The sequence below is a fragment of the Marisediminitalea aggregata genome (assembly GCF_900129565.1).
GTDB lineage: Bacteria > Pseudomonadota > Gammaproteobacteria > Enterobacterales > Alteromonadaceae > Alteromonas > Alteromonas aggregata.
In genome coordinates this window covers 283,898-299,196 of the sequence record NZ_FQWD01000005.1, presented here as the reverse complement: position 1 = coordinate 299,196, position 15,299 = coordinate 283,898, and the positions used below count along the sequence as shown (strand labels likewise).

Annotated in this window: 13 protein-coding genes and 1 pseudogene; 7 read left to right on the top strand and 7 right to left on the bottom strand. The window is 46.6% G+C overall.

The genetic code is table 11. From position 1 onward, the window contains the following. Positions 1 to 195 precede the first annotated feature (195 nt). Both BUB81_RS15520 and BUB81_RS15515 read left to right on the top strand, forming a co-directional pair. Entirely contained in the window at positions 196 to 2,415 is a 2,220-nt protein-coding gene (locus BUB81_RS15520; protein WP_084526636.1) for a GspE/PulE family protein, read from the top strand. 153 nt (positions 2,416 to 2,568) lie between these two features. Continuing rightward, positions 2,569 to 4,086, top strand: coding sequence for a sensor domain-containing diguanylate cyclase (locus BUB81_RS15515; protein WP_073324245.1), 1,518 nt, complete (start codon positions 2,569 to 2,571; stop codon positions 4,084 to 4,086). Here the strand turns inward: BUB81_RS15515 and BUB81_RS15510 are convergent. Both BUB81_RS15510 and BUB81_RS15505 read right to left on the bottom strand, forming a co-directional pair. Continuing rightward, positions 4,076 to 4,777: a sugar-binding protein gene (locus tag BUB81_RS15510; protein WP_073324447.1), complete on the bottom strand. Its 702-nt coding sequence runs from the start codon at positions 4,775 to 4,777 to the stop codon at positions 4,076 to 4,078. The genes BUB81_RS15515 and BUB81_RS15510 overlap by 11 nt on opposite strands. Positions 4,778 to 4,904: 127 nt before the next feature. Next, positions 4,905 to 5,243: a P-II family nitrogen regulator gene (locus tag BUB81_RS15505; RefSeq protein WP_073324244.1), complete on the bottom strand. Its 339-nt coding sequence runs from the start codon at positions 5,241 to 5,243 to the stop codon at positions 4,905 to 4,907. Between the two features lie 156 nt (positions 5,244 to 5,399). On the opposite strand from BUB81_RS15505, the gene BUB81_RS15500 reads away from it, so the two are divergent. Together BUB81_RS15500 and BUB81_RS15495 are read left to right on the top strand one after the other, a co-directional pair. Next, positions 5,400 to 5,783 (top strand): hypothetical protein, encoded by a 384-nt coding sequence (locus BUB81_RS15500; RefSeq protein ID WP_073324243.1) that lies wholly within the window; start codon positions 5,400 to 5,402, stop codon positions 5,781 to 5,783. A 113-nt stretch (positions 5,784 to 5,896) separates the two neighbouring features. After that, complete coding sequence (locus BUB81_RS15495; protein ID WP_073324242.1) at positions 5,897 to 6,616, top strand: substrate-binding periplasmic protein; 720 nt, start codon at positions 5,897 to 5,899, stop codon at positions 6,614 to 6,616. A 21-nt stretch (positions 6,617 to 6,637) separates the two neighbouring features. Here the strand turns inward: BUB81_RS15495 and BUB81_RS15490 are convergent, their stop codons facing one another. Continuing rightward, positions 6,638 to 10,177: a response regulator gene (locus tag BUB81_RS15490; RefSeq protein WP_175555824.1), complete on the bottom strand. Its 3,540-nt coding sequence runs from the start codon at positions 10,175 to 10,177 to the stop codon at positions 6,638 to 6,640. 970 nt (positions 10,178 to 11,147) lie between these two features. On the opposite strand from BUB81_RS15490, the gene BUB81_RS15485 reads away from it, so the two are divergent. Then, positions 11,148 to 11,579 (top strand): hypothetical protein, encoded by a 432-nt coding sequence (locus tag BUB81_RS15485; protein ID WP_084526632.1) that lies wholly within the window; start codon positions 11,148 to 11,150, stop codon positions 11,577 to 11,579. Between the two features lie 10 nt (positions 11,580 to 11,589). After that, positions 11,590 to 11,907 carry a helix-turn-helix domain-containing protein gene (locus tag BUB81_RS15480; protein ID WP_073324240.1) on the top strand — a complete coding sequence of 106 codons (318 nt, stop codon included), beginning with the start codon at positions 11,590 to 11,592 and terminating at the stop codon, positions 11,905 to 11,907. An 87-nt stretch (positions 11,908 to 11,994) separates the two neighbouring features. Here the strand turns inward: BUB81_RS15480 and BUB81_RS15475 are convergent, their stop codons facing one another. After that, positions 11,995 to 12,264: a Txe/YoeB family addiction module toxin gene (locus tag BUB81_RS15475; RefSeq protein ID WP_073324239.1), complete on the bottom strand. Its 270-nt coding sequence runs from the start codon at positions 12,262 to 12,264 to the stop codon at positions 11,995 to 11,997. Continuing rightward, positions 12,257 to 12,510, bottom strand: a pseudogene (locus BUB81_RS15470) (type II toxin-antitoxin system Phd/YefM family antitoxin). The gene BUB81_RS15475 and the pseudogene BUB81_RS15470 overlap by 8 nt, the downstream one beginning before the upstream one ends. Positions 12,511 to 13,107: 597 nt before the next feature. On the opposite strand from BUB81_RS15470, the gene BUB81_RS15465 reads away from it, so the two are divergent. Beyond that, positions 13,108 to 13,539: a hypothetical protein gene (locus tag BUB81_RS15465; protein WP_073324238.1), complete on the top strand. Its 432-nt coding sequence runs from the start codon at positions 13,108 to 13,110 to the stop codon at positions 13,537 to 13,539. 37 nt (positions 13,540 to 13,576) lie between these two features. Here BUB81_RS15465 and BUB81_RS15460 read toward each other — a convergent pair whose 3' ends face one another. Together BUB81_RS15460 and BUB81_RS15455 are read right to left on the bottom strand one after the other, a co-directional pair. Further along, on the bottom strand, positions 13,577 to 14,833 hold the full coding sequence (locus BUB81_RS15460) for a Y-family DNA polymerase (protein ID WP_073324237.1): 1,257 nt from the start codon (positions 14,831 to 14,833) through the stop codon (positions 13,577 to 13,579). Next, entirely contained in the window at positions 14,821 to 15,237 is a 417-nt protein-coding gene (locus BUB81_RS15455) for a S24 family peptidase (protein WP_073324236.1), read from the bottom strand. Before BUB81_RS15455 ends, BUB81_RS15460 begins: the two co-directional genes overlap by 13 nt. Positions 15,238 to 15,299: the final 62 nt, after the last annotated feature.

The following is a 15,299-nucleotide window of genomic DNA, read 5'->3' as shown; positions in this document are numbered from 1 at the left end:
CTGACGCTTTACGTCGTCTTTGCCCTATAGACTATTGCCCGGCGTGTACTTAGGGTATATGGTGCTAAACTAAAGCAAACGTTAGTAATTTGGGCTACTTGTACGAATAAATACGAAGCCCGCACAGCCAGTCAGTTGTGGCGTTGCCACCCACTGAGTGTTTTGAACTCTGTTTCCAGTTAAATGTTGTAGTGTATGTCTGAACAAAATAATCATCAGCAGGTGTTTAACGATATCAACACCATCCTAGCGAACAATCCTACGCTTATGGATGCCTATAAAGATCTCGAGCCGCTGATACTGGGTTTGTTTAATGCTCAGCGCATGAGTATTTTCCAGCGTCGCCGCCAACATCAGGATTTGGTCGCCAGGTTTAAAACGGGTAAAGAAACTCTCGAAATCAAAGTGCCGATCAGTCCGTTGTCGATTGCAGGCTATGTGGCGTTGTCGCAGCGTTCGCTAATTATATCTAACCCTTACGACACCGAAGAATTGTCGGCTATTCACCCCCGCCTTCGATTTGCCGATCGCTTTGACAAAAGCAGCGATTTCAAAACCCGAAATATTCTGTGCATGCCCATTTTAAACGCCGGTGTGATGATGGGCGTAATGCAAATTATCAACAAAGAACAGGGGCCATTTACCAACCGCGACATGGCGATTGCTAAAGCGCTAACTGAAGTCCTTGGCAACAAATTCCGCTATGAACTGGGTGGAACGAAAAACCCCTTCGACCTGCTGCTGCACGAAGAACTGATCAGTGAAAAGGCGTTGAAAGACCTGCAAGAATCCAGTGCAGACATGCGTCAGACGGTTCAGCGCTTAATGTCGGAATATCGCATAAATGAAGGCAAGCTTGGGAATTCGCTGTCTATTCATTATCAGGTGCCATTTATTCCGTTCGACCCGGACAAGTTTCATCTGTTTCAGAGTGAAAGCAAACTCAACAGCTCATACCTGAAGCGCAATTTTGTAGCAGTTATTGCTGACGCCCGGGATAAGCCCACGGTATTAATGGCTGAGCCTAATAATGCTTCGCTGTTGATGGAAATCGAAAGCGCGCTGGGTATAGACAGCTACGATATCGCGGTAGGACTGCCTAACCATATTTTACAGTATTTAGGGGATTCTGTAGGCGGTGGCGCGCCAGGCGAAATGAGTGAAATCCTCGACGAAATCGGCACGTCTGCCGAGGAGTCGGACGAACACATCGACGAATTATCCGACGACGCACCTGCAGTTGTTCGTCTGGTAAGCCGGATTCTGCATGACGCCAAACGACTCAATGCTTCAGATATTCACATAGACCCTGAGAAAAACGGGCCCACTAGAGTGCGTATGCGTATCGACGGTGTATGTCGTGACATAAACCAGGTACCCGCCTCGCACCACAGTGCCGTAATCGCCCGTATTAAAATCATGTCTAACCTGAATATCGCCGAAAAACGTGTTCCTCAGGATGGTAAGCTGGCATTTCGTATGAGTGGTCAGCTGGTTGAAGTGCGGGTAGCTACCATTCCAACCGTTGCAGGTGAAGGCGTAGTAATGCGTATCCTGGCATCGGGGGGCGCTATGCCCATCGATAAAATGAACCTGGCACCGGCCAATATGCAGCGCCTCGAGGAAATGATTAAAAAACCTCACGGTATTTTATTGGTGGTGGGCCCCACCGGTTCAGGTAAAACCACCACGCTGCATGCCATTCTCGGCTACTTAAACACCCCTGAGAAGAAAATTTGGACAGCAGAAGATCCGGTTGAGATCACCCAACCCGGACTACAGCAGGTCCAGGTAAGTCCAAAGATTGGCTTTACCTTCGCGAATGCATTACGCGCTTTCCTGCGGGCCGACCCCGATATTATTCTTATCGGTGAGATGCGTGACAAGGAAACCGCGCATGCGGGCATTGAAGCCTCACTAACAGGCCACCTTGTATTGTCTACCCTGCACACAAACTCAGCGCCTGAAACCATTACCCGTCTGCTGGATTTGGGTCTGGACCCGGTTAACTTTTCTGATGCCTGTGTGGGTATTCTGGCTCAGCGTCTGATCAGAACCTTATGTTCAAACTGCAAAGAAAAATATATCGCCACCGACACCGATATGGCCTTTATTAAACGCCAGTATGGCGAGCAATTGCTGGCGGAACTGAACCTACCGGAACCGCTTGAGCTATACAAAGCGAAAGGCTGTGAAGAGTGCGGTGATACCGGATACCGCGGCCGGACCGGGGTGCACGAATTACTTGGTATGACGCCAGCTCTGCGCTCAATGGTATACAAAGAAGCCTCTGTGGCAGAGATGAAGCAACAAGCAATGCAAGACGGCATGCGTACTCTGGTGCAGGATGCCATCTTTAAGGTAATAAAAGGTGATACCGATTTGGCCCAGGTGCAAATTGTTGGGGGAGATTAACTCCCGACACACGCCTCGTTGCTCACCTGGCTTTTCGCTGTTCCGCTGAGTTAAATGGTCGTAAGATAGTATAAATCTGCGACCTGCTCTTTCAACTTTAGTCTATAAATCGTAACATAGTCCTTTGTATATTCTTAAATTCATGGACGAAAGATGTACAGAGTGTTGTTGCGTTTTCTACTCTGCTTATTGTGCTGCGCGCCGGGTTATACCCTGGCAGATTGTATTGTTACTCAACCAACCCGCCAGGCAATAAATACCCCCATAAACCTGAGTATTGGCATTGTTGATATTCAGGTGCATTGTTACCTCGATCGCCCACGCGCACTCAGTTTTCCCTTAGACATTGTTAATAATCCAAGAATTTTTACAGCTTCCGATGTCGATATTGTGCCGTTAAGCAGTGCCAGAGCCGCGTATTTGCTTCCGGCGGGCAATTTCACTTTCACACTCACAGTAGATGCAGAGCGAGACAGGCAATTACTATTGCAATTGGCTCCTTTAGCGCAATTTCAGCAATACAATAATATGCATTTGCTGACAATTAGCGGGTTTGCCGGATTGTGTATTGCCCTCAGTTTATATGTTGGCGTGTTAGGCAGAAGCCTGCGAAACGAAGGCTTTTACGCCTACAGCGCATACATTCTAAGCGCTGGTTTCTTTTTTGTCCTTCAAGAAGGCGTATTGAAAGTGCTGCTGCCGCAAGCAGCCTGGTTACACAGTGTTGGCCTGAAACTGATTTTCGCCGGACTCACTGTTTATACCGCACAGCGTTTTATTAGCAAGCTGCTTGAATTCCAGTTGATACTGCGGCAGTGGGAACACATGTTAATTCGCTACGCGGGTCTACTGGTGCTGTTTTTGGGCGCGATAACCGTACTACTGCCCTCTCCCTACAACCACTTTACCAGTCTCGCAATGGGCAGTTTAACGGTGCTCAGCATGGTGGCAATTATTGTGGCGACTATCTATGCCATGATTCGAAAAATTCACTGTTCAGGTTTGGTATTTGTGTCGCTGCTGCTGTTGCTCGCGGCAATGATATTTAGAGTCTACCTCCCTCATTTCAGTGAATTCCTGCATCGCTACGCCTTAATCATTGCAGTCACCATTGAGGCATTTTTACTGGCGGTCGCCGCCTCAGAAAAAGTCAAACGGCTGCAGAAAGACAAAATTGCGGCTTATTTAAATGCCGCCAGCGATACCTTGTGTCCGGTGTTGAATCGACGTGGATGGGAAGATGCCGCCAATCAGTTACTGAAACAGCATCGTCATGAAGGAGGCTTCCTGGTGATGATGTTTATAGACATGAACAACTTCAAGCAGGTAAACGATATTCATGGTCACGCAGTAGGCGACGACGCATTGGTAATATTAGCTAAGATCTTGAATGCGCAATGCCGCCCGCAAGATATTGTTGGGCGACTTGGCGGCGATGAGTTTGTGATCATGAGTCATTGTCATAGCCGGGCGATTGGCGAGCGTATGATAGAGCGTATTAAACAGCGGCTGATGCATCTGGATTTGCGCATCGGTGCACTCAGTTTGCCTGTGTCAGCCAGTGTGGGTGCTCAGATTATAGATGTGCCCCACACAGATTTATCAACGTTGCTGCATCAAACCGACATGCTCATGTACGAGCAAAAGCAACAGCAAAAAGCTATGGCTTAAGAACGATTTTGCCGAAAACCGAAGCATCAATATAGCCCAGGTTTTTGCTGCCGTTTACCGCTTCGACGGCGTGAGAGCCAACAAAGTGCTCACGCTCAACGCTGCCATCGTTATCGCAATACGCCAGCATAAAGCCTATCACTTGCTCTGCGCTTAATGCTAACGGCTCTCCGGGTTTAGCCTCGGTAAACGTGTCGGGGAATATTTTAATGCTGACTTCCCAGGTTATTGCAAATGGCGCTTTATCGGAACGGGTCCAACGACTCTTGGCATGGTCATTCAAAATAACGTAGTTTTGTTCTTCCCCTTTGTCCGGACCAATGTCCAGCACATTACCATCCAGCGCAATGTGGTAGGCGAACGCGTTGTAGCTGGTTAAGTGGTTACCGCCGGACGCATCGGCATCGATAAAGATTTCAAGGCAGTCGTCGTCCCAGTATTTGTCGGTCGGGTCCGGGTGGTTGTCCCACAATACATCATCGACAATTTCAGCCATAAGATACAACTGTTCGTTGTCCCACAATAATTTGTATCGGCCCGAGAAATCCTCTGGCGTCGGCATGTCACCAACCATTAACTCTGTCATTGGCAACCATTCAGCCTGCTGCCAGGCAGCTTCACTAGCCACACCATCTATGGTGATAGGGCTTGCTGCTTTTGTTACCTCAATGTCTTTGGCAAATACCGGCATGGTAGCCAATGCACCCACAACCGTACCTTTGGTCAGCCATTTAGATACCGTTTTGGTCACGCTGGCTATCTTGTTTTTTTGGATAGTTTTGTTCAACACCTGCTACCGCTCCTTCACGCTTCGGCCCCTACAGGGCATCCAGGCCTTTTTCACCCGTACGGATGCGAATGGCTTTCTCAGCATCCGCTACAAATATCTTTCCGTCACCGACTTTACCGGTTCGGGCAGCCGTTATAATGGCTTCACAAACCCGGTCAAGCAGGTCATCAGATATCACAATTTCCAGTCGCAATTTGGGCACGTAATCTATTTCGTACTCCGCACCGCGATACAATTCGCTGTGCCCTTTTTGGCGACCAAAACCATGCACTTCGCCAATAGTCAGTCCATTAATGCCGACTTGCGCCAAAGCCTCACGGACTTCCTCTAATCGAAAGGGTTTAATAATTGCTGTGACTTTTTTCATAACCGAGTGATACTGGTACTAAATATGCCCAGTCTGTACTATTTATCACTGATTTACCAACGAATTTACCTTAACGGCAAGTTCGGTGCTTGTGATTTAAGTTATTAATCGCCATATCGGGTTTACGAAAATAATCAATTTTGTTTGAGGATGATTATGAACAAAGCGTTGTTGTGTGCAGCAGGTATTGCAACCTTGCTAACTGGGTGTACTACCTTGCCAACCGAGAAAGAAATTGACGAAGCAGATTATGGCAGTTACCCCACAGACTACGAGAATATCGTAAAAACGTATTACGGTTATCATCTGACTCACCCTGACTCTATTGACTATGCTGCAATCAGTAAACCGCGTCGGTACTGGTTGGGCAACGAATTAGATAATGTGTATTACGGCTACCTGGTGTGTGCCACCGTCAATTACCGAAATATGGTGGGCAAGGACACCGGTTATAACTCCCATGCGTTACTGATTCACAATGGCTTAGTCGTAAAATACGTAGAAGACGGTGACTGGTGGGGCAAGCCTTTGTGCGAATAATATTGTCCATGGAATAATTCATCCGCCCTGTTGCCAGCATGTTGATAGGTTATTTGCAAGTCAGGGCGGCTACCGTATGATGAGATATTCGTTCGCAAAGGAACCTGTTCATTATGCGGTATTGGGTGTTGCTTTTTGGCATAGTGTCATGGGGAGTATACGGCAATGATGTATTACGCTCGGCCGTTTCGACCAACTTTCCTGACGGATTGCATACGCAATATTTAACCTACTTTGCAGACAAACTGCATGTGCCCAGTGAGATTGGCACTATGCCCTATGCCAGAAGGCTACGTTCTATAGACAATGGAACACTGGACATTATGGTTGGGGTGTCAAGCGTCGCGCCTATTGGTAGCAACACCGAACGTCTGAACCCAGCCTATGAGTCACTCAGTCTGGCTATTTTTGTGTTAGCGGGGAACGAGTCGACAATTCAATCCATCGACAGCTTCGATCACCTCACAATCGGCGTTACCCGGAATGCCAGTCGACAAAGCCTGTTAAAACACATTCCCGAAGAGCACATTGTGCCGGCTGTGTCGCTGGAGCAAAAAATTGACCTGCTGTTCAAAAGGCGTATTGATGCGTTTCTTCACGTTAGGCAAAGTACTTTTTCCAGGCTGATCACCGAAAACTTGTGCAGTCGTATTCGACCAGCTGATTTTCAGCCTCCGAAGGAGCTCGAGCAGCACGTTGCTATAAATAAAGACTCCTGGTTGTATTTACACAAAGCAGAATTGGAGAAAATTCTTCGCGATGGCGTGGCCAATAGTGACTTTGCTCATATTCGGCATCGTTTTTACCTGGCGCAGCAAGAGCCACAACATTAATTGGCATTTTACTCATTAGTGTTAGCTTTCATCGCCTTTTAACTTAACACCGTGCTGTGTAAATTCCATTTGGGTAGGCAAGCATCCGTATTCCGCTTTAAAACAGCGACTAAAATAACCCGGCGATCCGAACCCTACTTCCAATGCTATGTGAGTAACCTGCAGTCCATTTGCCAGCATAGGTAAACACTTTTCCAACCGGTAACGCTTTAAGAATAATGTAAAGTTGTCTGGCATGAGTTTGGCCATAGTGCGATTCAATTGCCTTTCGCTCATCGCTAAGGCAGACGCCGCCTCCTTACGACTGAAGTTTTCTTTCTGATAATTCTGTTCAACGACAGTCAGTAATTTAAGTATAAATGCTCGGTCCTTGTCTGTAGCCGATTCAGGGATAATAGATTTTACATAGTCAGACTGAATATCGGCGAAGCCATCCTTTGGCTCTGCAGCCTGTTGCTGACCGAGCGCAGAAATAGCGAGCTGATTTTGCAGCCGCAGAACCAGCTCTTCACGCTCTATTGGTTTGGTGAGATAGTCATTTGCCGTTGCCTTGAAGCTCTCAATTTGCATGGCTTTGTCGGTCTCTGCCGTCAGCAAAATAATGGGCGTGTCCTCAAACTCCGGCAATGCTCGTACCGCTCGGGTAAGCTCAATACCGTTCATGCCCGGCATTTTCAAATCCGATAAAATAAGATCTGGTTTTAGTACACCTAACATTGCAAGCGCCTGCTCCGCACTGTGCACGTCGTAACACTTGAACGTGTCGCTTAGCATACCGGTTATATACGTTGCCGAAGGTTCATTGTCGTCGACAACCAGTATTAACGGCAGCTTATTCGATTGATATTCACTCTCAGGCTCAGTTACCTGCTTCGCCTCTCCTGTTTCTGCATCATGGTTTATTTCATCCATGGCCTCAGTATGCTCTGCCGTCTCATCAGGTGCTTGTGTTCGCTTTATCGGAATGTGTATTGTGCAGGTAGTACCTACAGACGGTTCGCTGTGTATTTCTAACCAACCATAGTTAGCCAGTACAAGCTCATTGACCAGATTCAGGCCAATGCCCATATGGGGCAGCCCGCGGTTGTTTGCGCCCTCACCAAACCGCTCAGTTAGCACTCTTTGCTCTTCCGGTGTGAGGCCCACACCATTGTCAGTTACCGACAGGTGCATTTGGTTTTCTGACTCTGACACTACCACTTTTATAAACCCGCCCTCCTGGGTAAAAGCGATAGCGTTTTCGATAAGTTGATGTGTGATCTTCTCCAGCGAGTCTTCAACGAGTAATAGCGGGTGCTTTATTTTGTTTTCAAATGACAAGACTTGTTGCTTGGCCGTGGCTTTTGGCCTCAATGACTCAATAACATATTGCACCGATTTGCCCACATCATAAACGGCTAGCTCGTGTTGCGTAATCGAGTCTACCCGTTCAACTTCTGCGAATTGGTCCACTATAGAGCGTATTCGACTGGTGTGCTGATAGAGTGAATCCAGCGTATCAGCTTCTTCATTTGTCCCGGCTTTTTGCTTCAGCTCCAGCAACGGCTCCATCATCAACATAACAGGCGTCCTAAGCTCATGCGCCAGATTTCTGAATAACCGATCTTTCTTTGCAAGCAACTCCGACATGGACACATTCATTTCACGCAGTGCTGATTGCTTTTGCCGAATAATTTCCGCTAATACCCGGCTTTTTTCCTCTGCGTACTGTTTAACTAAGTACACCATGCCAATGACTAAAAGCGCAGCTAATACTACGTAGCAACATATCGCTTGCCAGGTGAGCCAGATGGGCTTGGCAATATTCAGGGAGAATGAAGTGATAGGTTGTTCTGCTGCACTTTTCTTGTCTACTACCCTTATTTCCAGTTTGAACTCGCCATAGGGAAGGCCCGAGTATGTGATCGTGCCGTAGTTCGTAGGCAAGGCGCTCCATTCATTGTGGAAGCCTGATAAACGGTACTCCAGGTGCTGCAGATGCGCGTAGTGAAAGTCGGCAGAAGCGAATGCAAAGGTAATTTCTTCCGGCGCTTTGTCGAAAGCCACGTCTTTCGCTGAACTGTCCAAAATTGCCAACTTACCCAGTCTGGTTCTGGTCTGTAAATCCACCACCTGTGCGTAGGCAAGATGGCTACGGCGCTTTTCTACATACTCGATCATTTGGACAGTGTCGATTACGTAGCTCAGTTGGTCGCCGACAAGCAGGATTTTTGTGTTCCCTACCGGTAATATTCCCCGATAATTGAAATCAGTGTCGATAACCCCGTCGCTGCTATCAAACTCAAACGCAAAATGCTGATTGACCAGCATTAAGCCTTTATTTGTCGCTAGCCAATGATTGCCGTCTTTATCGATATGGCCGTCGCGGATAAACCGGGGTATACCACTATTTGGGAACGCTTCTGCTAACGTTTTATCAGTCAGGGAAAATTGTTTTAAGCCGGTACCGGACGTACACAAGTACATCTGATTTGTGCGACTGTCTTCATAAAGACAATACACAAACAGTCCCTTTAGGGCGTCGATATCGTGTTTAATCCATACCCCAATGGAATCGCTAACGAATAACGCGTTGCTTTTATCCATCAATACCAAACTGCCGTCGGTATTGAGGGTTGCCAGCTTTATATTTTTTGGCGCGTTGGTAAAAAGCGCAAACGTTCCATTTTGGATTGAAATGAATCCCGCATGGCTCTCTTTCTGAAAATAGAAATAGGTTTGGTTGTTTAAGGTGAACGAAAGAGGATGGATGTTGGGGCAGTACTGGTTGGGGTCGAGTAGTTTTTTGCGAAGCTGAAAATGGTTGTTTTCAAATTGGTACACAGCGCATGAGGCTGGATCGAATAACTCTCCTGAAACCAGCGGTATCGGCTCTGCATCAAACGCACCGCTCGATAACGCCGAAAGCTTGCCGGATTCTCCCTCTAACACATGCCAGTTGTCTGCTGTTTTAGCCAGATATCGCTCGTCTCCAACAGGCGCAATGGCATAAATATCTTTCCGGAACGGAAAATCTGTTTCATGCACATAGTCCATCGCCAAATCTGCCGGATTAACGCTTGTTAGGCCGAGTTGACTCGAAGCTATCAAGACCCGACCTTCATCGGTTTCGATAATATCCCCTACCGACCTTATTTGCTCAAAGGAATATCTGGGCCGTCCATAATTTACTAACTCGAAATTACTAGCACCGGGCTTGGCGTAAAATAGACCACCAGCAGCAACCCAAAGAGAGTTGTCTGAGAGCTTAATGACTCGATCTACATCGCGACCGACAGCCTTCGGATAGGAAAGCTTTATAAAGCTGCTATCTTCAACACCTGCCCAGCGATAAACACCACCCACGCCGCCAACAAGGATCTCTTCCGAATACAGTTTTATGTAAGTAATTCGTTGTAGTTCCGGGAAAACTGACTCTCTGCTAATACTTCTAAATGATTTGTTTGTATGGTCGTAAAAATGCACGCCGTCACTGTCTGATAATACAAAGCCGTGTATCTCTGAATATTCCACGCTGTAAATTTGTTTAAAGCTTCTGCTGTCATTAGGTTTATCAAACATTTCATAAGACTTATCTCTCAGATCATATACTAAGATATGAGAGATAAGGCTTATCACAGCTATATCTTCGTTAACCGCAATTGCCCAGGCAAATTTCGAAATTTTGTGGGGTAATTCTATTTTGGTTAGTTTTTTATCTTGGCGCGAGTATACAAATACGCCTGTTCCAAATTGTGTCATCCAAATATTTTGATGTGGTCCTATGGCTAAGTTTGAAATATAACCATCACCCAATATAGAGTTTTGCCGATTTAGCGTAATTGAGGATCCTCCTACGATATCGATAAATCCATTTTCGGCCCCTACGAAAATATGTCCCTCATCTAAAATCAAAGATCGTATGACACCACTTGGCTCTTCATTAAATTTGCCTTTACCAACCCAGGAAGGCTCTACCGCGTAGCTCTTGATGTGTGAAAACAGTCCGATTAGGACCAGAATAATACTTGTCCCGAATTTACGCATCCCTGTCCTTATCATCGATCCTTCTCTTAATTATTCGCAGTACATTTGCTTTCGACATCCATTCACAAGCAAAAGAAAGGTAATAGATATGACTATAGAACACAATTTAAGCAACTTCGAGATAAGTGAGCAAGACTGTCTTTTGGTACAGGGGGGTACACAAGCCCCCTCCAGCGAGCTGTTTTTACTTCTCGAACTAGGTAAAGAGAATCTAACGAATGAGATTGAGAAGCCAACAACAGGTATCTCAACAAATATCTAACCTGTATCAATCACCAGTTTGTAGCGCATACTCCTTTAAGTGCGTGGTTGTCTGGTGTTTACCCTAAAACCCAAGTCTGTCTCAAATACCATTGTTTATCATATAGATAACTTTCACTGTCATATCGCTGTCACCCTGTCGTCACAGCCCTGTCGTCACTATTTTTTCTCTGTTGCGGTTAAATACCTCCCAACACGGCAAACCTAAATGATTTGCATAATTCATAGGTAAGAGGACATATTTATGGCAAGATTATCAACAGCTTCACATACAAAACAGGCAACTATGGCAACTGCATCTTTAGTAAATGGATATTGGTTTTATTTTAATGACAATGATACAGAAATTGCGGTGCATGGCTCTGCCTGGTCAGGTCGAGAGACGGTGTATGTTAACGACAACCCGGTCTCTGACAAACGCGAGTTGTTCAAATTTTCCAGTAACCATGAGTTTACTCACAACGGGTTTAATTACCGGGTTAACTACCACCTGACTAACGTACTAACGGGTTCACTTGAATGCTCACTTTACCGCGACAATAAACTGCTAGCCTCACAAACCAAGGGCTTTTTAGGCAAGTCTAAAGGCTCGTGGTTGTTTGTAGTGGGTATGTTTCTGGCAGGCGTAGGTTTTGGCGCCGCCACTGCTGCTTTGTTTAAATATTTCACCGCATAAGGAGAGTTCGGTGGAAATTAACGCATCGCGCATCAAAGCGATTCGACAACAGCATCAGTGGACACAGCAGCAGCTTGCGGATATGTGCGGGGTTAGCCTGCGTACAATCCAGCGCGTTGAGAAAGAAGGCAACGCAGCGTCTGAAACCATAATGAGTTTGTGTGCAGTGTTTGAGGTACCGCGTGAAGACCTGCTAGTGGTGCCCAAACTCGATGAGTCTGAATGGCAGACCATTAAAATTGGTAATCAGTTTGTGATGATCATTGGCGCCGCCGTTAGCGGGCTCGTTACTGGCGCAGCGATTATGTACTGGATGTTGGGTGGCTGATTCAGTCATAACATGTGCCTTGCTGTCGGACTAGAGAAGGTAAGTCGTTTCCTTGTGTCCGTCAGACACCTGAGCGTTGAACTTGATTCAGTAGTGGTAACGGCACGAAATGATTGTTATCGCGGGCTCGTCGACTGCATAAACAAGCCTATTGGTATCATCAATTCGACGAGACCAAAAGCCAGATAGGCTTTCTTTTAAGGGCACTGGTTTACCTATACCCTCAAACGGAGAGCGCTTATCATCATTGATCAGATTATTGATGCGCTTAAGTGTTTTTTTATCTTGAGTTTGCCAATATAAGTAGTCCTTCCACGCGTCATCAGTCCACGTCGGCAAACGTTGACTACTACTCATCAATTAACTCTCGTGATGTTGTTTTACCTGCACAGTACTGCGCTATCGAACGGTTTAGATGCTCAGCGTTTTGAGGAGAACGCAGTAAGTGAACAGTCTCCATTAGGCTATTGTAGTAATCTAAAGACATAACCACTGCATCTTCAGAATCGCGACGCGTGATAACTGTTGTATCAGCATCATTAACTACACCATCTAAACGGCTTTGAGACTATTTCTAGCTTCAGTAAAAGATACGATTTTCATAAAAGCCTCAACATGTACAACAAGTTGAACATGAAATATTGATTTGCTCATTCAGCAATAGAAACATTGTTTGGTGGCGTAATTTTATCTAGTCATACAGAAGCCTTGCTTTACTGGCAGGGTCAATCTGCGCAGCTTACGTGGCCTCATCATAAAACAGGCATACCTGTCTTTGTACTAATGCTAGTTCCCAAAGGGCTAATTCCCGTTTTTTCGACACTTTAAAAGACAGACAAATTCACATAGTTACCGGTACGTACATTATCCTGCAATCCAATCCACGTGGATCTTGGCAGATCATCCAAGCTCTTCTCAGAAGCGTCTATCCAACACAGATCCCCCGACTCATAATTAGCATTGCACACATGTTTTCACGTGAAATGAATCACCAAGAATGCAAGTGCTTACTTACCACATAAAACAAAAAAATAAATATATCACATGCACTGTCATATTGATTGGCATATGACAGGCATTGCTCGGTCATATCGCTGTCGTCACCGTTGTTCCTATTTTCTGGTGTACTTGATGCCACTTCAGCACGGCGCTGATGCAATGACCTTCAACGACCTGTTCAATATGTAAAGGACCAACACGATGACCACTCAAACACAACCAGTGCAGTTTAATATTCCCACACCGGCCAAAGCGTCTGCGTTCACCGGATACCACTTTGAATTTACAGACCAAGACACAAACATCGAGGTTCAAGCCTCATCCTGGTCAGGGAAAGAGTCTGTAGTGATTAACGGCGAACTGATCTCAGATAAGCGCGTGCTCACAAGCACCAGTAGTGAGCACATTATTACCCATGATGGTCGTGAATACCGTGTAGGTCTCCACATCACCAATATCCTTACTGGCAATGTGGAGTGTAAGTTATACCGTAACGACTTACTCATTGGCTCTCAGCACAAAGCCGTTATCGAGAAGCCCTACACGTCCTTGCCGAGTATCCTCAAGATATCAGTCGCAATAGCCTGGACAGTGGCTTGTGCCTTATGGGTCACTTCTGTATTGCCACTTTAATGTTTGGTTAGGCAGCCACGCCTAACGCTGCATTGTTCTAGCAGGCAATTTTAGGCAAGTGCTGCCAATTGGTGGTGTACTGCGGTGACAAGTACTCCCGTTTCATCTTCCAATCCGGATGAATGCCTTTGGCAGCAGCACCAATTGTCTGGCTGCCATAGCGGGTATTAATGGCGTCCATGCACTGCATAAGCTTTGGGTTATGCGTTAGTTGTGCAAACATATCTGTCTGCTCTTGTTCTGTATCGACGATCTCTATCGCACCCACACCGCATTTATGTAACAGGATCCCCGCTTTGAATAAATCGACAGACGCTCTGCTGGCGGCTTCTACCAACGCCCTCGTGTCGTTGGTAGGCTGGGCAAACCTATGCTGTACGGCCTTGTGATACTGACGGGTATTGGCAAACGGATTGGCATGCGTAAACAACGTCAGTAAACTCGCTTTACTCCCCTGCCGCCGCAACTTTTCAGCGACTTTTTCAGCATGCCAACAGAGGCTTTCACGCAACGCCTGTTGCATAGTAACCGGATGTCCAAATGCGCGGGTTGAGTAGATTTGCTTTTTATTGGCTCGTTCTGCGTCCCACTGTATGCAAGTAACACCATTGAGCTCGCGCACGGTGCGTTCCAGCTCAACAGAGAATTGCTTTCGCAGTGCTTTCGGGCAGCTGTTTGCAAGCTCCCATGCGCTGTGAATCCCCTGATTCTCCAATCGGGCAGCGATGCGTTTTCCTACTCCCCACACGTCCTGTACGTGCATGGCACGCAATACTTCTTCTACTTTCTGGGGTGAGTCCAACACGGCAATGCCGTTTTGGTCGCCAAGTCGTTTTCCTGCAAAGCTGGCTACCTTTGCCAATGTAGGAGTAGCGGCGATTCCTACGCCGACTGGCAAACGCAATTGCTGCCAAACCGCCTGTTGTATTGCGGCAGCATGAGCCTTCCACCCGGCTTCTGGTTGCCAGGTATCGAAATGCAAAAAGCATTCGTCGATGGAGTAAACGTGCTGGTCGGGCGCATACTCGCCTATCACTTGCATCATCTTGTTCGACAAATAATCGTACAGCTCATAGTTTGACGAACGGATAACCGCATTGTGTCGTGCTAGCAACCCTTTCACTTTGTAGTAAGGGCCAAACTTCTTCACGCCCAGCTGTTTGGCATTTTCGCACAGCGCACAAATACAGCCGTCGTTGTTGGTAAGCACAACAACAGGGCGCTGGCGTATTGCCGGGTCAAAAACCTTTTCCGCCGAGGCATAAAAGCTGTTGGCATCGACTAGCGCATACATTGACTCAACCACCTAACGTAGCGGTGCATCCGCACAGATCGTACAACAATGCCTTCTATCTCAAAAATATCGCCCTCACCCAACGCGTAGGGCTGGTGATCGAGCCCTGGTGACAATAAAACCTGAGAATTTCTGTCGTAGAGCTTACAAACAAAACTGCCGTTCAGGTTCGCCACAATCACATCCAGTGAGGTAGCCGCGGCGGCGCGATCTACAATGAGCAGATCTCCGTCGAAGATCCCAACCCCTGTCATAGAGTCTCCCTTGGCCTGCCCAATGAAGGTGGCATTGGGGTGTTCGATTAACAGTTCATCTAAGTCCAACGCGAGTTGCTTGTATTCAGCTGCAGGCGACTCGAACCCACTAATCCCTGCCTGTGCTGCGACTGGAATAATTTGAAGCATGAATGGATACCATTTCACTGTTTAAAAAATACTGTTTATTTATACAGTATTTTGCGATACAG